The 22,090-nt window shown below is 36.7% G+C and carries 19 protein-coding genes; 13 read left to right on the top strand and 6 right to left on the bottom strand.

The genetic code is table 11. From position 1 onward, the window contains the following. The first annotated feature begins 30 nt into the window (after positions 1 to 30). From AC5LXV_RS04285 to AC5LXV_RS04260, 6 genes are read left to right on the top strand one after another with little or no spacing between them, the layout of a single operon-like run. Positions 31 to 1,626 (top strand): ABC transporter substrate-binding protein, encoded by a 1,596-nt coding sequence (locus AC5LXV_RS04285; protein WP_493467459.1) that lies wholly within the window; start codon positions 31 to 33, stop codon positions 1,624 to 1,626. A gap of 17 nt (positions 1,627 to 1,643) precedes the next feature. Then, the gene (locus AC5LXV_RS04280) at positions 1,644 to 2,618 is read left to right on the top strand and encodes an ABC transporter permease (RefSeq protein WP_493461226.1); all 975 of its coding nucleotides are present in this window, start codon (positions 1,644 to 1,646) and stop codon (positions 2,616 to 2,618) included. A gap of 2 nt (positions 2,619 to 2,620) precedes the next feature. Then, on the top strand, positions 2,621 to 3,451 hold the full coding sequence (locus AC5LXV_RS04275; protein WP_493467458.1) for an ABC transporter permease: 831 nt from the start codon (positions 2,621 to 2,623) through the stop codon (positions 3,449 to 3,451). After that, complete coding sequence (locus tag AC5LXV_RS04270; protein ID WP_493445842.1) at positions 3,448 to 5,088, top strand: ABC transporter ATP-binding protein; 1,641 nt, start codon at positions 3,448 to 3,450, stop codon at positions 5,086 to 5,088. Before AC5LXV_RS04275 ends, AC5LXV_RS04270 begins: the two co-directional genes overlap by 4 nt. A gap of 12 nt (positions 5,089 to 5,100) precedes the next feature. After that, on the top strand, positions 5,101 to 5,952 hold the full coding sequence (locus tag AC5LXV_RS04265) for a VOC family protein (protein WP_493467457.1): 852 nt from the start codon (positions 5,101 to 5,103) through the stop codon (positions 5,950 to 5,952). Positions 5,953 to 5,967: 15 nt separating this feature from the next. Further along, positions 5,968 to 6,762 carry a pyrroline-5-carboxylate reductase family protein gene (locus AC5LXV_RS04260; RefSeq protein WP_110434686.1) on the top strand — a complete coding sequence of 265 codons (795 nt, stop codon included), beginning with the start codon at positions 5,968 to 5,970 and terminating at the stop codon, positions 6,760 to 6,762. Positions 6,763 to 6,834: 72 nt separating this feature from the next. Here AC5LXV_RS04260 and AC5LXV_RS04255 read toward each other — a convergent pair whose 3' ends face one another. Then, positions 6,835 to 8,154: an MFS transporter gene (locus tag AC5LXV_RS04255; RefSeq protein WP_493467456.1), complete on the bottom strand. Its 1,320-nt coding sequence runs from the start codon at positions 8,152 to 8,154 to the stop codon at positions 6,835 to 6,837. A 182-nt stretch (positions 8,155 to 8,336) separates the two neighbouring features. Between AC5LXV_RS04255 and AC5LXV_RS04250 the strand changes: the two genes are divergently transcribed. After that, complete coding sequence (locus AC5LXV_RS04250; RefSeq protein ID WP_493467455.1) at positions 8,337 to 9,377, top strand: tagatose 1,6-diphosphate aldolase; 1,041 nt, start codon at positions 8,337 to 8,339, stop codon at positions 9,375 to 9,377. Between the two features lie 153 nt (positions 9,378 to 9,530). Here the strand turns inward: AC5LXV_RS04250 and grxB are convergent, their stop codons facing one another. Next, entirely contained in the window at positions 9,531 to 10,181 is a 651-nt protein-coding gene (gene grxB, locus AC5LXV_RS04245) for a glutaredoxin 2 (RefSeq protein WP_493467454.1), read from the bottom strand. Beyond that, a complete protein-coding gene (locus tag AC5LXV_RS04240; RefSeq protein ID WP_110434682.1) occupies positions 10,178 to 10,804 on the bottom strand; it encodes a Pr6Pr family membrane protein in 627 nt (208 codons plus the stop codon). The genes grxB and AC5LXV_RS04240 overlap by 4 nt, the downstream gene beginning before the upstream one ends. A 222-nt stretch (positions 10,805 to 11,026) precedes the next feature. On the opposite strand from AC5LXV_RS04240, the gene xerD reads away from it, so the two are divergent. The 5 genes from xerD (at position 11,027) to AC5LXV_RS04215 (ending at position 17,551) form a co-directional block, all read left to right on the top strand. Then, entirely contained in the window at positions 11,027 to 11,941 is a 915-nt protein-coding gene (gene xerD / locus AC5LXV_RS04235) for a site-specific tyrosine recombinase XerD (RefSeq protein ID WP_219999837.1), read from the top strand. Between the two features lie 26 nt (positions 11,942 to 11,967). Next, the gene (gene dsbC / locus AC5LXV_RS04230) at positions 11,968 to 12,672 is read left to right on the top strand and encodes a bifunctional protein-disulfide isomerase/oxidoreductase DsbC (RefSeq protein WP_493467453.1); all 705 of its coding nucleotides are present in this window, start codon (positions 11,968 to 11,970) and stop codon (positions 12,670 to 12,672) included. 66 nt (positions 12,673 to 12,738) lie between these two features. Continuing rightward, the gene (recJ, locus tag AC5LXV_RS04225; RefSeq protein WP_493467452.1) at positions 12,739 to 14,475 is read left to right on the top strand and encodes a single-stranded-DNA-specific exonuclease RecJ; all 1,737 of its coding nucleotides are present in this window, start codon (positions 12,739 to 12,741) and stop codon (positions 14,473 to 14,475) included. A gap of 126 nt (positions 14,476 to 14,601) precedes the next feature. Next, a complete protein-coding gene (gene mpl / locus AC5LXV_RS04220; protein ID WP_493467451.1) occupies positions 14,602 to 15,996 on the top strand; it encodes a UDP-N-acetylmuramate:L-alanyl-gamma-D-glutamyl-meso-diaminopimelate ligase in 1,395 nt (464 codons plus the stop codon). 70 nt (positions 15,997 to 16,066) lie between these two features. Then, positions 16,067 to 17,551, top strand: a complete 1,485-nt coding sequence (locus tag AC5LXV_RS04215) for an NAD(P)H-hydrate dehydratase (protein WP_493467450.1) — start codon at positions 16,067 to 16,069, stop codon at positions 17,549 to 17,551. 120 nt (positions 17,552 to 17,671) lie between these two features. Here AC5LXV_RS04215 and AC5LXV_RS04210 read toward each other — a convergent pair whose 3' ends face one another. From AC5LXV_RS04210 to AC5LXV_RS04200, 3 genes are all read right to left on the bottom strand, one after another. After that, the gene (locus AC5LXV_RS04210; RefSeq protein ID WP_493467449.1) at positions 17,672 to 19,030 is read right to left on the bottom strand and encodes an L-serine ammonia-lyase; all 1,359 of its coding nucleotides are present in this window, start codon (positions 19,028 to 19,030) and stop codon (positions 17,672 to 17,674) included. A 263-nt stretch (positions 19,031 to 19,293) separates the two neighbouring features. Continuing rightward, entirely contained in the window at positions 19,294 to 19,719 is a 426-nt protein-coding gene (locus AC5LXV_RS04205) for a hypothetical protein (protein ID WP_493467448.1), read from the bottom strand. A 91-nt stretch (positions 19,720 to 19,810) separates the two neighbouring features. Further along, the gene (locus tag AC5LXV_RS04200; protein WP_146210885.1) at positions 19,811 to 20,209 is read right to left on the bottom strand and encodes a hypothetical protein; all 399 of its coding nucleotides are present in this window, start codon (positions 20,207 to 20,209) and stop codon (positions 19,811 to 19,813) included. A 159-nt stretch (positions 20,210 to 20,368) separates the two neighbouring features. Here AC5LXV_RS04200 and proS point away from each other — a divergent pair, with 159 nt between their 5' ends. After that, positions 20,369 to 22,084 carry a proline--tRNA ligase gene (proS, locus tag AC5LXV_RS04195; protein WP_493467447.1) on the top strand — a complete coding sequence of 572 codons (1,716 nt, stop codon included), beginning with the start codon at positions 20,369 to 20,371 and terminating at the stop codon, positions 22,082 to 22,084. The last annotated feature ends 6 nt before the right edge of the window (positions 22,085 to 22,090 follow it).

Raw genomic sequence — 22,090 nt, 5'->3', positions numbered from 1 at the left:
ATGTGGTGGCAATAATTGTAAGGAGCACACATGAATTCATTTAATATCAAACAAATATTTATTATAGGACTACTCTCAATTTTGTTGCCCTTTTATTCAATGGCTGATGAAAAAACACCCCAACGCGGTGGAACATTAGTCGTTCATTATTCCGGAGAACAAAGAGTGCTCAACCCAGCGTTACGAGCCTCAACTGGTGTTTATGAGGTTTCGGGAAAAGTAGTTGAATCATTAGTCGATCTTGATGCAGATAGTCAAGTTGTTCCAGTGCTGGCTACTTCATGGACATCATCAGCAGATGGAAAAACAATAACGTTTAAATTACGTGAAGGGGTTAAATGGCATGACGGTAAACCATTCACATCACAAGATGTTAAATATAATGCACTTGAATTTTGGAAAAAAAGATTAAATTTTTCAACAGCATTACAACTTAACCTAACTTCTGTCGATACGCCTGATGACTACACCGTAGTCTTCAACTATTCTCGACCAATGCCCTTAGATTTACTATTAAGAGCCTTAGTTGATCTAGGTTATGTGGTTCCCAAACATTTATATGAAGGAACCGATGTATTAAATAATCCTTATAACACAGCGCCTGTTGGCACTGGACCATTCAAGTTCGTTGAATATCAACGGGGACAACATATTATCGTTGAACGTAATCCAGACTATTGGCGAAAAGGCTACCCTTATTTGGATAAAATAATCTGGCGCATTATTGACGATAATTCTTCAGCGTCAGCGGCGCTTGAAAGTGGACAAATTGATTTAAGTAGTTACTCAAAACTCAGCCTTGCCGATATTAATCGATTCAAGCAGAACGCAAAATTCGAAGTATTAACAAAAGGTTCTCAAGCTAATATTTTCAATAATACCTTAGAATTTAACTTCCGCAATCCAATCATTGCTAACTTGAATGTCCGTAAAGCAATTGTTCAATCACTCGATATTCCATTTTTTACTGATGACTTTTTATATGGATTTGGCAAACCAGCAACCGGTATTATTCCATCCTCAAACGTTTTTTATCCTAAGGACAGTAAAATTATTTACCCTTTTGATAGAGAAAAAGCTGAACAATTATTAGATGAAGCAGGTTATCAACGAAAAGCTGATGGTATACGTTTCAACTTAAAATTAGTCCACATCAATAACGGTGAAGATGTACCTCTCTTTGCAACTTTCATCCAACAATCTTTAGCGGAAGTCGGCATTAATGTAGTTATCGTTAATCTTGACACTGCTGGTGCGTTGAATGCCGTTTATAAAGCTCACGATTTTGATATTGCAACGGGTTGGCACCAATATAGAGGCGATCCTGCTGTATCGACAACTGTTTGGTTACGTTCTGGTAGCCCTGATGGTGCTCCTTGGACAAATCAATATGGCTGGAAATCAGAAACCGTTGACCAATTAATCGATAATGCCGCTACCGAAATAGATCCAGTCAAACGTAAAGCGCTTTATGTTCAATTAGTGGATATTGTTAATCGCGAACTACCTCTCTGGTTTGCTACAGAACGTGAATTTATCTCTGTGGTTAATACCAAAGTTCACAATCATCATAATACTGCGCGTTGGCCATCAAGTAGCTGGTTTGATGTATGGATAGAGCACTAAGTTAAGGTGAAATGATGTTGCATATTCTCACTCTAGCATTTAGACGACTATTAACCACCATTCCAGCACTGGTGATCATTCTAATAGCGCTATTTTTATTATTACAATTGGCACCTGGCGATACAGTCGATGCTTTGCTTGCCCAAATCGGTGGCGCTGAGTCAAGTGTTATTGATGAAATGCGCCATCATTATGAACTTGATCAATCAACAAGTTCAAGATTAATTAACTATTTATGGCGATTAATTCATCTGGATTTAGGGCAGTCAGCCATATATAACAAGCCAGTAAGTCATATGATTTTAGAACGTTTACCGGCCACATTATTATTAATGGGTTGCGCTATGCTATTAGCATTTACCTTTGGAACAATTCTTGGCATTTTATCCGCCCAAAAAGTGAACCGTTGGCCAGATACATTAATTTCAATATTAGGACTTATATTTTACTCCACACCATCATTTTGGTTAGCTTTAATGGGAATTGTCGTTTTTTCCATTTATTTGAATTGGCTTCCACCCAGTGGATTTGGCAGTATTGGCGAATCGCTAACCGGTATGGCTGCAATTGTTGATATTGCTTGGTATTTAATTTTACCGACTACAACCTTAGCCTTAGTCTACCTAGCTATCTATTTACGCATTATGCGAGCTTCATTGCTTGAAGTGTCAACCTTAGACTTTGTTAAAACGGCTAAAGCAAAAGGATTGAGTCGTCGCAAAATATTAGTTAATCACATTCTACGTAACGCTATGTTACCAATGATCACTTTAATCGGTTTGCAAGCTGGCACCATGTTAGGTGGTTCGGTTGTTATTGAGACAATCTTTGCTATTCCGGGATTGGGGCGTCTTGCCTATGATTCCGTTGTCCAAAGAGATCTAAATACTTTACTTGGCGTCGTATTTGTTTCAGCAATACTCGTTATCATTATTAATTTTATTGTCGACATGCTTTACGCAAAACTCGATCCACGCATTACAGGACATTAAAGATGGCGATATTAAAAGATTATTTCCGTAGTCCAATCGCAACAGTTGGCACAATTTTACTACTATTAATTATTTTCATTGCTTTAACTGCCGATTGGTTTTTTCCCGGCAATCCGCTTCGCTTAGCTGGCCGACCATTGCAATGGCCTTTCGCCAATCCTAAATTTATTCTTGGCACCGATCAGGCGGGACGAAATATTGCGGCACAACTTTTTCATGGTGCAAAAGTATCACTTATTATTGGTCTCGTCTCTACTCTAATCGCAATTATTATAGGTGTGGTGATTGGTGCTATCTCGGGATTTTATAGTGGATGGATTGATGACATACTGATGCGCCTGACAGAGGCATTCCAAATTCTACCTAACTTTTTACTATTATTAGTAGGTGTAGCAGTATTTGGTTCAACGATCAATATTGTAATAATTGCAATTGGTGTGGTCTCTTGGCCACCAGTTGCCAGATTAACACGAGCCGAATTTTTATCATTACGCAATCGTGAATTTGTACAGGCAGGAAAAACCATAGGAATGAGCTCAACAAGATTGATGTTTAAAGAGATCTTACCTAATGCACTACCACCAGTAATTATGTATGCCAGTGTTATTTTATCAACCGCGATATTAATGGAAAGCGCGTTGGCCTTTTTGAATCTTTCCGACCCCAATATCTCATCATGGGGAAATCTTGTTGGCAATGGTCGGTTAGTATTACGCCAACAATGGTTTGTTTCAGCTATTCCGGGCATCGCAATATTATTAACCGTTTTATCGGCTTCATTAGTGGGTCAAGGAATAAACGATGCACTCAATCCGAGGTTAAAAAAACGATGAATCGAAAAAGACTATCTATTAAAAATTTAACTATAACTTTACCTCAGGGTGCCGATCGAAAATATGCGGTTAATGATGTATCACTCGATCTCTATGCTAATGAAATCTTATGTATTGTTGGTGAAAGTGGTTCGGGTAAATCTTTATTGTCTAATGCAATAATGGGATTACTACCTGATGGTGTTACAGCATCTCAAGGTGAGATCGATTTCAATGGTGACAACTTACTCACTTACAATGAGGAACAAATGCGTAAAATTCGTGGTGCCCATATTGGTATGGTTTTTCAAGATCCTATGACGGCACTCAATCCATTAAAAACCATTGGCAAGCAAATTAGTGAAATGTTCACAATACACACTAAATTGAGTAAACAAGAGATTAACCAAAAAGTTATTTCATTATTAACGGATGTACAAATGCCAAATCCTTTATCGGTGGCTAAAGCTTATCCGCATCAACTTTCTGGCGGTCAACGTCAACGCGCCATGATTGCCATGGCGTTGGCATTAGAACCCGCTATTTTAATTGCTGATGAACCAACAACAGCTTTAGATGTGACAACTCAAGCTTGTATTTTAGCACTGATTCGCGAACTACAATCACGTAAAGGTACTGCGGTATTATTTATTACTCACGATTTTGGTGTGGTTGCCGATATCGCCACTCGCATTGCGGTAATGCAACAAGGAAAGCTAGTCGAACAGGGTTTTGCTAATGAAGTATTAAACGCGCCAACACATCCTTATACTCAAGCGTTAATAGCCGCAGTGCCTCCCCTTACTCCCGGTGATGTTCGTCGGATTAACAAAGAGATTATTCTTGAAGTAAACAACCTATCAAAAACCTATCATAACCATAGTTTTTTCAAGCAAAATCGACGAACGACCTATGCAGTTGATAATGTGAGTTTCAAACTACATAGAGGTAGCACTTTAGGTATTGTAGGAGAGAGCGGTTCAGGCAAATCAACATTAGCCAGATGCATTATTAAATTATTAGAAATAGACAGCGGGCAAATCAACTTTGAAAATGTCGATATAGCCCAATTAAAAGGGAAAAAACTTAAACACTATTCACGCCATATTCAGATGGTCTTTCAGGATCCTTATGCGTCATTAAACCCACGGCGAAAAGTCGGCGATCAAGTGACTATCGGACCAATACTTCACGGAATAACGAAACAACAAGCTATCGAGAAAGCAAAAGCGTTATTCAACATGGTGGGATTAGAAAGTGAGGCGTTAAACCGTTATCCTCATGAATTCTCGGGTGGACAAAGACAACGAATTGGCCTTGCTCGAGCATTAGCATTAGAGCCGAAAATATTGATTGCTGATGAGCCAGTATCAGCTCTGGATGTTTCAGTGCAAGCACAAGTTCTCGAACTACTAACCCAACTACGTAAACAGCTCGGTTTAACGGTTTTATTTATTACCCATGATCTGCGAGTGGCGGCACAAATTTGTGATCATATTATTGTAATGAAATCAGGCAAAATCGTTGAGCAAGGTATTGCCTCTCAAGTCTTTCTAAATCCGACTGCGCCTTACACTAAAGATCTTCTTGATGCGGTTCCAGGCAAAGGATGGAATCCACATCGATTAATTGACATGTCTCCCGCTATTCATATTTAAGGAGTGAATATAATGACAACACTTATTCCACAAATTGATCATGTTGTAATAACCGTATCCGATCAGCTCGATAAAGCAAATGCTCAATATCAAAAATTGGGGTTCACAACAACGCCTCGTGGACACCATTCACTTGGAACCAGTAACAATTTAGCAATATTTACCACTACCTATCTTGAGCTTTTGGGTTTCGAGCCCAAAAATGCGGATAAAGTGGATAAAAGTTGGCGTTTTGCTGATGGGCTAACTGGACTGGTGTTCAAAACCAAAAATGCCAATGAACTCTACCAACATCTAGTTAACAATGGCATAAAAGTTGAGGGTGACGGTCCTCGATCCTTTTTTAGACCTGTCGAATTAAATGATGGTACAAAACCTGAAGCACGTTTTAGAACCGTTAGATTAGATCCTTCCTATACACCAAATGGACAGATCTTTTTTTGCGACCAACTCACTCCCGAACTCGTTTGGCGTAAAGAGTGGCAAGCGCATCCCAATGGTGTTATCAATATTAATCAGGTCATTATTGAGGCGCAAAATCCCCACGCCTCAATCAAATTACTGGAAAACACCTTCCCATCAGCAAAAATTATCGATATTGACGGAGGAGTACGCCTAAAAGCGGATGACAAATATATTGATTACCTTACACCAAGCGCAACAGAGCGTCTTTTTGGGTCATCATTAAGCAAAGCGAATAATGACCAAGATCGTAAAGTTGCTTTAGGGTTAACGACTAAATCATTAGCACAAACCCAACAAGCGTTAGAAAAAGGGAATATTAGATTTAATTTACAAAATGATAAGCTTATTGTACCTGCCAGCGAAACATATGGTGTTGTTTTGATCTTTAGTCAATTATAAATAGGGACTATTAGTATGAGTAATATTTTATTTATTGGTAGCGGCCATATGTCTGAAGCAATTATTAGAGCACTAATAAAAAACAAAGTTTATAAACCGCAAAATATATTAGTAAACGATATCGTTAAGTCTCGCTTAGACTATTTACAATTAACTTATGGGGTTACACCTTCTGAAAAAATCGTCAATGCAGATATTATTGTGTTAGGGGTTCGACCGCAAGATGCATGGAGTGACATTGTTCAACAATTTAAGACGAATAAAATCATTATCATTTCAATCATCGCTGGTGTGACAATTGCCCAAATAAAAGCATCATTAACAGTTGATATTCCTGTTATTAGAACGATTCCCAATACTCTTACCGATACGGGGTTTGGTTATTCTGGTATTGCTACCGACGTTAATGATCAGGCGGTGGCAAGACAGAGATCGGTCACACAATTCTTCAACAGTTTTGGTAAGCTTGAATATATTGACGAATCACTGCTTGATATTTTTACCGGTTATGCGGTTGCCGGACCTAATTATATCTATTATTTTTATGAATCTTTAGTTGATGCTGGGGTTTTAGTTGGCTTGTCGCGCGATATGGCCAAACGCATTGCAATTGAAAATTTACACGGTGCAGCCTGTATGCTTCAAACAAGTCAAAAACATCCAAGACAATTACTGGATATTAATAACTCACCAGCCGGTGTTGGCATTCATAGTTTGTATGAACTGAATAACAGTGACTTCGCAGCGGGATTACAACGAAGTGTTAGAGCGGGAGTAATTCGAACTGTTGAACTAGGTAAAAAACAGTAAAATTACTTAAATATACTTGTTGAGGAACGTAAGAAACTGCGTTCCTCAAACTTTTTTATTACCGATTAGATTTTAAGAGATATCTTTTGCTACATATTTTTGGAGATTATTATTAATTAATAAAAATAGTCCGATTAATGCACCTAATAAAAATAATCCAACAACATAAATAGCAGGAGCCATTTTACTAACAAAATCACTAAAAAAGGATATTAATAATGGCGTTAAGCCCCCAGCGATGGCATAAGCCATATTAAATGAAAACGACACCCCACTATAACGCACCTCAGTTGGGAATACTTTAACCATAAAATAGGCAAAAGAACCGACAATCCCAACACTAAAACCCGCTAATGAATAGGTGATAAACAGAAGATTCGGATTGTCCAATGATAGATAAAATATAGCAATCATGATAGCGGCAATAGTACAACCAATAACCAGTACTTTGCCTATTGAAAACTTATCCATCATCATGCCGTAAAATGTACAACTAATGATAAGCCCGATGATAGCTAATATATTGCCTTGCAAGGCGTCAAGCGCTGAAAAACCAAATTGTTTTTGCAATAAAATTGGCGTCATTAACATTATCACCATAATACCGGCTGATAACACCCAAGTTAGTAACATCGATAAAATAGTTTGCGGTAAATATTGGGTTAGCACAGTAATCACCGGCAATTTTTTAGCTAATTCTTGATTTTTACGTTGCTGAATTTCGAGAAAAATCGGTGTTTCTTTTAACCAACGACGAAGATACATCGCAATTAAACCAAAAATACCACCAATAATAAATGGCACTCGCCAGCCCCACTCATTCATTTGCTCTGCCGTGACGCTTTTACTCATTATTGTCGATACTAGTGAACCGAGTAAAATACCTAAACTTAAGCCACTGGTTAAAATGCCACAAGCTAAACCAATTTTATTTTTAGGCACATGTTCAGCAACAAATGTCCATGCTCCCGGAACTTCACCGCCAACGGCAAGACCTTGGCATAAACGCATCATTAACAATAGTAATGGTGCAAAAATACCGATACTGGCATAAGTAGGTAAACAACCAATGAATAATGTTGGTAACGCCATTAACAAAATACTCAGTGTAAACATTCGTTTGCGGCCAAATATATCACCAAAATGTGCCATCACAATACCACCAAAAGGGCGAATCAAATAGCCAGCCGCAAAAATACCAAAAGTCTGTACTTGACTTAACCATGCAGGCATATCATCAGGAAAAAACAGATGGCTAATTGTTATTGAAAAAAAGACAAATATAATAAAATCATAAAACTCCAATGCACCACCTAATGCAGAAAGCGCTAACGTTTTATAATCCTGATGAGTTAATGTTCGCACATTTGAGGAAATTGCTAAATTTGACATAATCATCCTTGTAAATAATTGTTTACAAACAGTCTAATGATCCGCACTACTATACAGGAACTAACTGTTATTTAAAAGAAAATATCTAAAAATAAATAAAAATCAAATTAGCACTAAATGATTAATATTTGGCCAGATAAAAACCTAAAATGAAAAAATCTTATTAAATGGAGAGTTTTAAAATGGCAACAAAACGCATTTCTCGTGGAAAATTCACCCGTATGCAACAATTATCTAACCAAGATGGTGTAATTGCAGCATTAGCAATTGATCAACGTGGTTCAATGGTAAAAATGATGCAAACTGCCGTTGGGCAAGAGCGTTATCATATTGATATGGTATATGAATTTAAAGAGCTTGTTTCTCAGGAATTAACCAAATATGTTAGTGCCATTTTGCTCGATGAAGAGCTTGGTTTTAAAGGTATGGCAGCCAAAAATAAAAATGCTGGGTTAATTATGTCATATGAAAAAACCGGCTACGATGCCAATACCCCAGGCCGTTTACCCGATATTTTACCTGAAGACTCACTTCAACGTTTATTAAAAAAAGGAGCTGATGCCGCAAAAGTCCTTGTTTATTATAATCCTGATGATCCGCAAGATATCTTAGATAAAAAACATGCCTTTTTAGAGCGTTTAGGTAACGAAGCAAGAGCAGCTGATATTCCGGTATTTGTGGAACCGATTGTCTATGATAATGCGATTACTGACGATAAAAGTCCGGAATTTGCCAAAATTAAACCACAAAAAGTGATCAAAACCATTGAAGAATTCACTAAAGATCACTATTACATCGATATCTTAAAAGTAGAAGTGCCAGTGCTATTTAAAAATGTTGAAGGATTTAACGATAATAATCCTGCGGTATATTCACAAAAACAAGCGGCTGATTATTTTAAACAAGCTAGTGATGCGGCCACTCGTCCATTTATCTATCTAAGTGCTGGCGTACCAACCAAAACTTTCCATCAAGAACTTATCTTTGCTGGTGAACATGGTGCTAAATACAGTGGTATTTTAGGTGGTCGGGCAACATGGTTTGAAGGTGTAGCAGCCTATGCTAAAGGTGGTAAAGATGGCTTAAAACTTTGGCTTGATTCGACTGGCCGTGAAAATGTTGAACAACTAAATAAAATTCTAAAACAATATGCAACACCGTGGTATGATGTGTACGGTGGTAAAGATAAGATTGAAATTATTGATCCGGTATTAAGTAATTAGTTATTTTAATTAATAACCAAAGTTTATTAAGAAAAAAGAGTACAGCGTTTTTTTTCCTATTTTAGTTGTACTCTTTTATTTAATCACCTATAGATTATCAGCGATTCACCAGTCCATACTTCTACAGCTATCTGCAACTACACCTATCTGCAATTAGACGGCTTTATCGAAAAATAAATCAACCTTACTTTTTTCAGACATTGATTGTAAATAGTCTTTGATTTTAGCTGGGAATTTAAGTCCTTTAACACAAGTTAAATTGCGCAGTATAGGAAACAAGCAAATATCATCCCAAGATAACGTTCCATTACATGCATTAGAAGACACCACTAATGGCTCTAGCTGATTTAATAAATCCGATACCTTAGCTATTAATGAATCAGTTTGAGCGAGGCAATCGTCAAACGCTCCCAACTTTTTACTCTTGTTAGTGACAAAATTATCAATAGCAGCTTGAGTAGCAAATTCAGCTAAACCAAGTTTTATATAACGAGGACACTCTAACTTATAATCATATTGTTGAAGTTGTCTTATTAATTCGGCAATTTTTGGATTTTTAGGCCCAATTAAAATAGCTCTGCCACCATAATTACTGTCCACATAAGCAACAATATCCAGACTTTCTGGCATATAACTACCATCTTCTTTTTGTAAGATAGGTACCATTTTTTCACCAATCATGCTTTCTGGTGATTTAGCATCGTCACTTAAAAAAACCTGTTGCTCAACAGGAATATTTTTTAACCCAAAAATCATTCTTGCCCGTACACAAAAAGGACAGTGTTCATAGATATACAATTTCATATTCGTCTCCTAAAGCAATCAATGACCCATAACAAAAGAGCCAAGCCTAAAAACAGCACAAAAACCGAACCAGCAGCATATAGCGCTTTAACATATCCGATCTTTACTACATTAATAAATGGATATGGATATTGCTGAGTAATATAACCTCGTATAAAGATATAAATACCATAAATTAACATCGACAAAAACGATCCAACAATGACATTAAAATGAATACGTCGAAATGGTCCCCAAACTAACCAGCTTAATATCCCAAGGACAGGGAGAATCACATGTAAACTTTCATTGGCAAACAGTAATAAGGTATTAGGTGGCTTATGAATTCCCCTTAGAATTAAGTTATAGACTATCGCTGTTATAATCACGCCGACTAGACCATTCAATCGTATTACCTTAAAACAATATCGATTACAGTTCGGATTAAAAGTTAACCATAAGCAGCTAAATGCTAACATCAGATTAGAAAGTACCGTAAAAAAACTGTAGTAAAATATTATTCGCCCAATTGGGGTGATGGGTTGCCATGGTCTAAGCTGAGTATGCCAATAAATATAAGTTTCAAGACCAATAACCAAAAAAGCGTATAACGCAATGAAAAGATTAATATTTCGTTTTAACATAGCTTATCAAAAAAAATAACCGATAATTCAGTATATAGTAGGCGATAGAAAAGATACAAAATATTATTCCAACATAAACTAAAATTAATTGTTATTTAATTTGTTCATTAACTCAACGTTGCAACATGTATGCGTTTCTATTGCGATAGTCATGTAACAACGACAAGTTATTCTCAGTTAGTATATAATATTAAAAAGTGTTGAAAAAAGAGTTGGCCTTTAATGTCTGATAAAGATATATCACCGAAAAATAAAATACTAATTGAACAATTTTTAGATTCAATCTGGTTAGAGCGAAATCTTGCGGAAAATACTATCGAATCTTATAAACTCGATCTATTCGCATTAAGCCAATCACTGCAAGCACAACAAGTTAATTTCCTTACGGCACAATCAACTAACTTACAAGAATTTTTATTACAACGTGTTAAAGATGGTTATAAAGCAAGTAGCTCAGCTCGTTTACTGAGTGCGACTAAACGTTTTTTCCAGTACTTATATCAAGAAAATTATCGCACTGATGATCCATCAGCTATATTATCCTCGCCAAAGTTACCCAAAAAACTACCTAAGGATTTAACCGAATTACAGGTTGATGCGCTACTTGAATCGCCAAATATCGATGATCCAATTGAACTACGCGACAAAGCCATGTTAGAAGTACTTTATGCGACAGGATTACGGGTTTCGGAGTTAGTTAATTTAGAAATTAGTGATGTGAGCCTTAGGCAAGGTGTTGTAAGAGTTGTGGGTAAAGGAAATAAGGAGCGTTTAGTTCCTCTGGGGGAAGAGGCTATATATTGGCTGGAATACTATTTCAAATATGCGCGTAGTGACCTTCTAAAAAGCGGGCCTGTCGATGTAGTTTTCCCAAGTCGATTAGGTAAAAAAATGACACGACAGACGTTCTGGCATAGAATAAAATATTATGCCATACTAACGGGCATTAATATTGAAGCTCTTTCACCTCATGTACTTAGACACGCTTTTGCCACCCATTTGCTTAATCATGGTGCCGATTTGCGAGTAGTACAAATGTTACTTGGGCATAGTAGTTTATCAACTACACAAATTTATACGCATGTTGCAACAGAAAGATTGAAACAGCTGCACAGCAAACATCATCCTCGCGCATAGCGGTTTAATAAACTAAGGATAATTGAATGAAAAAATTAGTAATCAGTTTAAGTTTAGCGTTGATCTCAACTTCAGTATTAGCGACTAACGCTGATATTACCAATACAATGGAAAAATTAGGTTTTTCCAGTAAAGAAATTACCATCGAAAATAATCCAGTAAAAGGACTAAAAAGTGTTACCACACCAGATGGTATTTTTTACGTCACTGATGATGGTAAATTTTTAACCCAAGGACCAATATATAATCTTGAAGGCAGTGAACCGGTAAATATTGCCAACAGCAATAACTTAAAATTAATGAAATCAATTGAAAAAGATGCCATTGTTTATCAAGCACCGAATGAAAAATATGTCATCTCAGTTTTTACCGATTACACATGTCATTACTGTAAATTACTACATGAAAATATTAACCAATACTTAGATGCAGGTATTTCAGTTCACTATTTTGCCTTCCCACGTGCTGGTGCGGATAGTGAAGTAGGCAAAAATATGCAATCTATTTGGAGTGTGGTTGACCGCAAAGCCGCTTTTGAAAATGCTTATAAAGGTAATAAAATTTCACCAGCTAACAGCATGATCCCTTATGTGACACAACAATTTAATGTTGGTAAAAAATTAGGTATTAGCGGAACACCAGCATTAGTATTAGCAGATGGGCAACTGGTTTCAGGTTATGTTCCCGCTAATAAATTAATTGAAATTTTAAAAAACAAAGCTAAAAACTAGTATTACATAATTTATAATCATTAAAATACAACAATATGTTAGCGCATTAGCGCTAACATTCATAATATGAAAGCAGATAAAATAATCCACCGTAAATTACCCGAAAAGTTGCCTGAATTATCAAGTGATATTCCGTTATTATTGCAACGCGTTTATGCATTACGCGGAATCACGTCTATGCAAGAGTTGGACTATAGCACTCGTAACTTATGTAATTACGATAATCTAGATGGTACTAATACCGCTGTCGACCTTCTCTATTGTGCAATGAAGAACAATCAGAGAATCGTCATTGTCGGAGACTTTGATACTGATGGCGCAACAAGTACCGCATTAACAGTAACCGCGTTAAAAAAAATGGGTTGTCAATTTATCGATTATATTATTCCAAATCGGTTTGATGATGGATATGGCCTAAGTATCAATGTTGTAAAAAAAGCAATTTTACAAAAAGCGGATCTCATTATTACCGTTGATAACGGGGTTTCGGCTGTTGAGGCGGTCGAATTTGCCAAACAAGCAAATTTAACGGTCATTATTACCGACCACCACTTATGCCCAGAACAACTACCCGCGGCGGATGCGATTATCAATCCTAATTTGCCAAACTGCACTTTTCCTTCAAAAAACTTAGCCGGTGTCGGTGTGGCTTTTTATTTTATGTTAGCGTTAAGGGCAAAGCTACGTAAAGAGAATTGGTTTGTTAGCAATAACTTAGCAGAATATAACATTGCCAGCTTGCTGGACTTAGTTGCGCTTGGCACGATTGCCGATGTGGTAAAACTTGACCGCAATAATCGCATATTGGTTCATCAAGGCATTAGCCGTATTCGAGCCGGTTATTGTTGTGAAGGAATCAAAGCATTATTAGCTATCTCTAGACGAGATCCACTTACGTTAACTTCCACAGATCTTGCCTATTACATAGCCCCAAGGCTAAATGCAGCTGGGCGAATGGATAGTATGTCGCTTAGCGTGGAATTACTGCTATGTGAAGATTATGATAGTGCCATTAAACAAGCTACCGATCTTGATACACTTAATCATGATCGGAAACTGATTGAACAAACAATGTATCAAGAAGCATTATCCTATATTGAACAAGTAGAACAGAAAAATTCTACTTTTCCGAACGCATTAGTTGTACATCATCCGCAGTGGCATCAAGGTATTATCGGTATTGTATCGGCGCGTTTGAAAGATAAACATTATCGTCCGGTTATATGTTTTGCCTCTACTGAAGATGGATTATTAAAAGGTTCCGGACGATCAATAGAGGGGATTCACTTACGAGACATACTTGATGAACTCAATCAGAGATATCCCGATATTCTAGTGAGCTTTGGTGGACATGCCATGGCAGCGGGATTAAGCATTCAAGAAAAAGATTTAGATCAATTTAGCGCACATTTTGAAGCATTGATAACTAAACAACTCGATTTAGATGTACTCGAACAAATCATTGAAACCGATGGTGAAATTGATAATCAAGATTTTAGTTACTCAATCGCTAAACAGTTAAAAGAATCTGGACCTTGGGGCGAAGGATTTATCGAACCGACATTTGATGGTGAATTTATTATTCATCAACAACGCTTATTTGGTGAGAAGCACCTCAAATTGGTACTCGAACCGAAAAACGGCGGGCCGATAATTGAAGGGATCTGTTTTAATGTCAATTTAAACCAGTGGCCAGACCATACAATAAAAAATGCAAAAATTGTTTATCAATTAGATGTGAATGAATTTCGTGGTAATCAAACGCTAAACTTAATGATAAGGCATATTTGGCCTATCGCATAAACTATTAAAATCGACTATAATTGAGAGATATCAAAAAATAACATCCATTAACCATAAAAATCTGACGCGCTACACAATAAAATAGTTTTATTATCAGTACAATTTATACAATAGTAAGGACATAAAATGCATATTCATATTCTTGGGATTTGCGGGACATTTATGGGCGGCATTGCATTAATAGCTCGTTCATTAGGCCATAAAGTAACAGGATCAGATAAAAATGTTTACCCACCAATGAGTACGCTGTTACAAAAAGAGCATATCGATATTATCGAAGGGGATGATCCTTCACAATTATCACCAACGCCAGATCTAGTCATCATTGGCAATGCCCTATCCAGAGGTAATCCTTGTGTTGAATACATTTTGGACAATAATATTCCTTACGTTTCCGCGCCACAATGGCTACACGATAATGTATTAAAAGACCGTTGGGTTATTGCTGTTGCCGGCACTCATGGCAAAACAACAACTGCTGGAATGGTTAACTGGATTTTAGAAAAACAGGGCTACAAACAAGGGTTTGTCATTGGTGGTGTACCGGGTAATTTTGAGCTATCAGCGAGATTAGGCGAAGGTGATTTTTTCGTTATTGAAGCAGATGAATATGATTGTTCATTTTTTGATAAACGCTCTAAATTTATGCATTATTGTCCAAAAACACTAATTATGAATAATTTGGAATTTGATCATGCTGATATTTTTGATGATCTTAGTTCAATCCAAAAACAATTCCATCACCTAGTTCGTTTAGTACCAAGCAAAGGATTGATTATTTCACCTCAAGAAGATACCAATATAAAACAAGTATTAGCAAAAGGTTGTTGGAGTGAACAGAGCTTTACAGAATCTGAAGAAGGTTGGTTAGCCAAAAAAATCGCTAATGATGCTAGCAACTTTGCCGTTTATTACAACAATGAAAAAGTGGGTGAAGTTAACTACTCTTTAGTTGGTGAACATAATATGCATAATGCCCTAATGGCTATTGCTGCGGCACACAATGTTGGTATCAAGCCAAAAGATGCGTGTTTAGCATTAGGATCATTTTTAAATGCTAAAAGACGTTTAGAGCTATACGGTGAAGTTAATAATATTGAAATTTACGATGATTTTGCTCATCATCCAACCGCAATATTAGCAACATTAGAAGCATTGCGCAGTAAAATTGGCGCTAACAGGCGAATTTTAGCGGTATTAGAGCCGCGATCTAATACGATGAAATTAGGGATATCCAAAGACGAACTTGCCCCATCATTAGGTCGAGCGGATGAGATATTTATTTTTCAACCTGAACAACTACCATGGTTAGTTGCTGATGTCGTCGATGCTTGTATCCAACCAGCATACTGGAGCGGCGATATAGACTTATTAGTTGAAATGATAACCAAAGCAGCAAAACCTACCGATGCTATTTTGATTATGAGTAACGGTGGTTTTAATGGAATTCATAATAAAATTTTAGAAAGTTTAAAAAAACAGCAACTAAAAGAGCTACTGGATGAAGAACCATTAATCTAATCCATGATTAATTTACCTGTATGATTTTGCCACTTAACGTGGCATCTCATTTACAGTTAGAGGCAGTCTTATGCAATACTTAGTCACCTCATCTGAAATGAAGCATTATGATGCTTATACTTCAAATACAATAGGTTTACCCTCACTAGTATTAATGGAACGGGCTGCGTTAGCTGTAGTAAATCAACTCAATACCAATGGCTATAATTTAAACAAAGTCGCGGTAGTATGTGGCTTTGGTAATAATGGTGGTGATGGTATTGCTGTTGCTCGGTTACTTAAATTGCAGCATATTGATGTAGATGTGTATTTGATTGGTGAAGTAGAAAATGTATCTGACGAAACTTCACAACAAATAAAAATAGCTCAAAATTATAATATTAAATTTATTACGTCTTTGGCCGAGTCCTTTAGCCAATATACGACTATTGTTGATGCTATTTTTGGTATAGGGCTTAATCGCCTTGTTAGCGGTGATTTTCTTCACACGATCGAACGAATAAATCACAGTAATGTCGATGTACTTGCTATTGATATTCCTTCGGGACTTTGTTGCGATACAGGTAAAATTCTTGGTACGGCAGTTAAAGCCAAACAAACAGTAACTTTTGCTTATTCAAAAATAGGTTTAACACTTTATCCGGGCGTTGAATTAGCTGGCGAAGTCACTATTGCCGACATAGGTATCTATGCAACTACTCCAGCAAGTCATTACACTTACCAATCCAATGAATTACCTCAATTATTGCCGCGCAGATTAAATAACAGTCATAAAGGTAATCATGGCAAAGTATTAGTTATTGCTGGTTCGGAAAATATGTCGGGAGCTGCCTACTTTGCAGCGAAAGCTGCTTATAAAACCGGTGCTGGGTTAGTACGTATTTACACACCAATATCTAATCGGGATATCTTATTAACTCAACTACCAGAACTATTATTCACACCATTTATTGCCAATAACATTGATACTAAAATTCTTGAAGAACTTATTGATTGGGCGTCAGTCATTGTTATTGGACCAGGAATGGGACTAGCCGATGATACTCACAAAATCTTATCGCATGTTTTAAAACATGCAACAGTTCCTATAATCATTGATGCTGATGGAATTAATGTTCTAGCACAAAATATAGGATTATTGCAACAAGTGCAAGCAACGATTATTGTCACCCCGCATTTGGGTGAAATGGCAAGATTAATTAATCAACCAATTGAAAAAATGAAAGATAATCTAATTCCTACCGCTAAAAAATTTGCCCAAGACTATCGGCTAATCTGCGTATTAAAAGATGCCAAAACAATTGTCGCTATGCCTGAACAAGCCACTTATATTAATCAATCTGGCAATAGTGGTATGGCAACCGGCGGTAGTGGAGATGTGTTAACTGGGATTATGGCAGGACTTATCGCGCAACATTTACCGCCAACTATGGCTGCTTCAGTAAGTGTTTACTTACATGGTCTGGCAGGTGATGCGGCTTTAACAAAACAAAATAAGTATAGTTTATTAGCCAGCGATATTATTGACGGTCTAAACGACGTATTATCTGTCTAGTTATATAATAACCATAATTTTATGTTTAACCTAGTAAGGATTTTTCATCAAGGATAACGATGATACTCTGATTATGTCGCCGAATACAAAATCGGCGAATTTGGGTTGTTAGCTTAATGACTAACTACAATGAACGGTAATAGCTAATCCGCCGCGTGAAGTCTCACGATACTTGGCATTCATATCCTTGCCTGTTTCGTACATTGTTTCAATCACCTTATCAAGCGATACAAGCGCCGCCGTAGTACGCCTTAATGCCATACGCGTCGCATTAATTGCTTTGACTGCCGCAATCGCATTGCGTTCAATACAAGGAACTTGCACTTGACCATCAACCGGATCGCAAGTTAACCCTAAATTATGCTCCATCCCAATTTCGGCAGCCATACAAACCTGCTGAGGATTACCGCCCAACAATTCAGCCAGACCAGCTGCGGCCATTGAACAAGCTACGCCAACTTCGCCTTGGCAACCAACTTCTGCCCCAGAAATAGAGGCATTTTCTTGATAAAGTAAACCGATGGCTCCACAAGTTAAAAAATAGCGAATAAAAATATCCGGCGATACCGGATCAATAAACTTATCATAATATGCCAGTACTGCAGGGATGATGCCACAAGCGCCATTGGTTGGCGCTGTCACAACCCTGCCTCCGGCAGCATTTTCTTCACTAACTGCTAGCGCAAACATATTTATCCAATCAATAACTATCATTGGATCATTATTATTTTTGCTAGTCAATAATTGCCGATAAAGGGCATTTGCTCGACGCGGAACCTTTAGCGCACCGGGTAATAATCCTTCGGTATTCATACCTCGTTTAATACAATCAAGCATTGTTTGGCCAACTAAAGAAAAATAATTTACAACTTCATCATAACTATGCAGTTGTAACTCATTTTTTAGTACAATACTCGATACCGACAGCGAATTATCATCACAATGAGTCAATAACTGTGCTGCGCTTGAAAAAGGATAAGGTACCTCCTGCGCATTCTGATCTTGTTGAGCAAATAACGCCTCTTCAACAATTTTTCCCCCACCCACGGAATAATAAGTTTTTTGGGCGATAAGCTGATCATCATGATAAGCGCTTAGCGTCATGCCATTTTCATGTAGTGGTAAGAAGGTAGAATGAAAGATAATACTCTCGCTGGAAAAATTAACTTGGTATTTACCGTTATATATAGGTAGTTTACAACAATGATTGATGGTTTGAATAAAATGCGGGATTTGGTCAATATTGACAGTATCAGGTTTTTCGCCAGATAATCCAAGTATAATTGCAATATCAGTATGATGGCCTTTCCCCGTCAGTGACAAAGAACCATATATATCAGCCACAATTTTAGTCACCGACGACATTTGCCCATTATCAATAAGCTCATCAACAAATGCCTTACCCGCTCGCATCGGACCAACGGTGTGTGAACTTGAAGGACCTATACCAATTTTGAATATATCAAAAACCGAACCCATGTTATCCCTTTTTGTAATCTTCGACTTGCTCAAGATTATAAATAAAAAAACGACTTATATTTAGTGCTATATTATGGTGATAACAATTGCCGAATCAAGCCATTAATTGAGATTAAATCTTCATCCTAAAATAAATTTTATAAAAAAGTTGCGAAACAGTTTTTTTGAAAGAAAATTCTAGATTGAAAACCGCTAGTTATATAATTTTGTGAAACCAACTCTTACTTAGCGCACTTATTTGATTATTACCATTTCTTAGCAAATTATTCATATGAATAATAAGTACAGGTAATACCTGTATCATAATCTAAAATATGTAACTCTCCACCAGTAAACCTATCTATGTGGAAAAAATCTGGTTTTTTCTTTAAATAAACTTTTCGTAATCTATCAATACCAATAAGATATTTATTTCCCTCTTTAATATAAAAATCCTGTTTATCTGCATCTGCTGGGACTATTTGTTGGCAAATTTTACAGTTTTTGCCATAGTCATATTTATCATTTTCCGACTCGCCCGGATAATAACAGCGATCTTCTATCCACATTTCGTTGGTAATTTCTTGATAACTAAAATCAACCAAATGATATGTGACAATTTTAAAAGGAAAATATAAAACCAGTGCAATTAAAAAGAGAAAAAATAAATAATGCACTAATTTATATATGACAGTTTGAGATTTTTGCATAAAGGTTTTTATATCTTAATTTTATAGTTATAAAAAATGCGGAACAGTTGTTTAAAAGCCAATTATAGAATAAAAAAACCGCGCAATATTTTTATATCGAATCATAGTAACAAACAACACCTAAATCTGACCGTATAACTTCCATAAAGCCGCCAGACAATATTTCAGATGAGTCGTGGAAAAAACTAGGTTTTTCTTTTAATATCAATTTACCAAAAAGCTCATTTTCAAAATATAAATCGCCATCATCAGTAACGGTAATATGGTCATCAGGGTGAATAAAACTAGGACAGGGACATTCCATTATATATTCCGTTGTATTAGACAGTCGACTACAACCATCAGTTCGCCAATGAAACTCGAATACCTCTTGATAACTTAAATCAAACAGATGATATTTAGTGCATTTAATCGGTAAATATAAAATAAGTACAGCTAAGAAGAGAAAAAATAAACGTTGTTTTAATTTAGGTATATTCAATTTGTCCATATTGTTTAGTAACTTATTCTCAATAAAAGAAAATTTATCATATATAAACATTTATAACCATATTTACTAATAAAATTACTTTTGTGTTGCGCTTGGTACTGCTAAACTAGCTAACATTTTTATTATATTTATATATAAATTATTTTTCGGGATAAATGTATGCGAACCAGTAAATATCTTCTATCTACATTAAAAGAAACACCAGCAGATGCTGAAGTAATTAGCCATCAATTAATGTTACGTGCCGGTATGATCCGCAAAGTTGCTGCCGGATTGTACACATGGCTGCCCACTGGTTATCGAGTACTAAAAAAAGTGGAAAATATTGTTCGTGAAGAGATGAATAACGCCGGTGCAATTGAAGTATTAATGCCGGTGGTACAACCTGCCGATATATGGCAAGAAAGTGGCCGCTGGGAACAATATGGTCCTGAATTATTACGTATTAAAGATCGTGGCGATCGTGATTTTGTCTTAGGGCCAACTCATGAAGAAGTGATCACTGACTTACTACGTAATGAAGTGAGTTCTTATAAGCAATTACCGCTAAATGTTTATCAAATCCAAACTAAATTCCGCGACGAAGTCCGTCCTCGTTTTGGTGTAATGCGTTCACGTGAATTTATTATGAAAGATGCATACTCATTCCACACCTCGCAAGAGTCATTACAAGAGACGTATGATGATATGTATAAGGCATACAGTGCAGTATTTACTCGGGCTGGCTTAAATTTTAGAGCAGTACGTGCTGATACTGGCTCAATTGGTGGTAATTGGTCACATGAATTCCAAGTATTAGCGGATAGTGGCGAAGATGATATCGTCTTTTCAACTGAATCCGATTATGCTGCCAATATTGAAATGGCACAAGCGCAAGCACCAACCCAAACACGCCAAGCGCCAACTAAAGAGATGCAATTAGTTGATACGCCTGATGCCAAAACAATTGACGAATTAGTATCACAATTCAATTTACCAATTGAAAAAACCGTTAAAACGTTAATGGTTAAGGCGACTAAAGAGAGTGGTCACCAACTTGTGGCTCTATTAGTTCGTGGTGATCATACGTTAAACGAAATCAAAGCAGAAAAAATTGATATTGTGGCATCACCACTTGAATTTGCAACTGAAGATGAAATTCGAGCCTTAGTCAATGCTGGACCAGGCTCTTTAGGACCGGTCAAGCTCAGTATGCCAATTATAATTGACCGTGATGTCGCAGTAATGAGTGATTTTGCTGCCGGTGCCAATATTGACCATAAACATTACTTTAATATCAATTGGCAACGCGATGTGGATTTACCACGTATCGAAGATATTCGTAATGTGGTCGAAGGTGATATTAGCCCTGATGGCAAAGGCACATTGCAAATTAAACGAGGCATTGAAGTTGGGCATATTTTCCAACTTGGTACTAAATATTCAGAAGCCATGAAAGCAACAGTGCAAGGTGAAGATGGACAAAATCATGTGATGATCATGGGTTGTTATGGTATTGGCGTTAGCCGAATTGTTGCCGCTGCAATTGAGCAATGTCATGATGAGCGCGGAATTATTTGGCCTGAAGCGATTGCACCTTTTAGTGTTGTTATTATTCCAATGAATATGCACAAATCAGAAAAAGTACAAGCGACTGCGGAAAAACTTTATGCTGATCTTCAAGCCGCTGGTATTGAAGTATTATTTGATGACCGAAAAGAGCGCCCAGGTGTTATGTTTGCTGATGCTGAATTAATCGGTATACCACATACTATTGTTATCGGTGAACGTAACCTTGATAACGGTGATGTTGAATATAAACATCGTGCTGGTGGCGATAAAGAGTTGATAAAAGTTAACGATATCGTTGAATTTATCAAACATCGTCAACAATAAATTTAA

The sequence above is a fragment of the Gilliamella sp. LMG 34359 genome (genome assembly GCF_984569085.1).
Note: the sequence above shows the minus strand (reverse complement) of the source record. Positions and strands in the feature narration are given on the sequence as shown.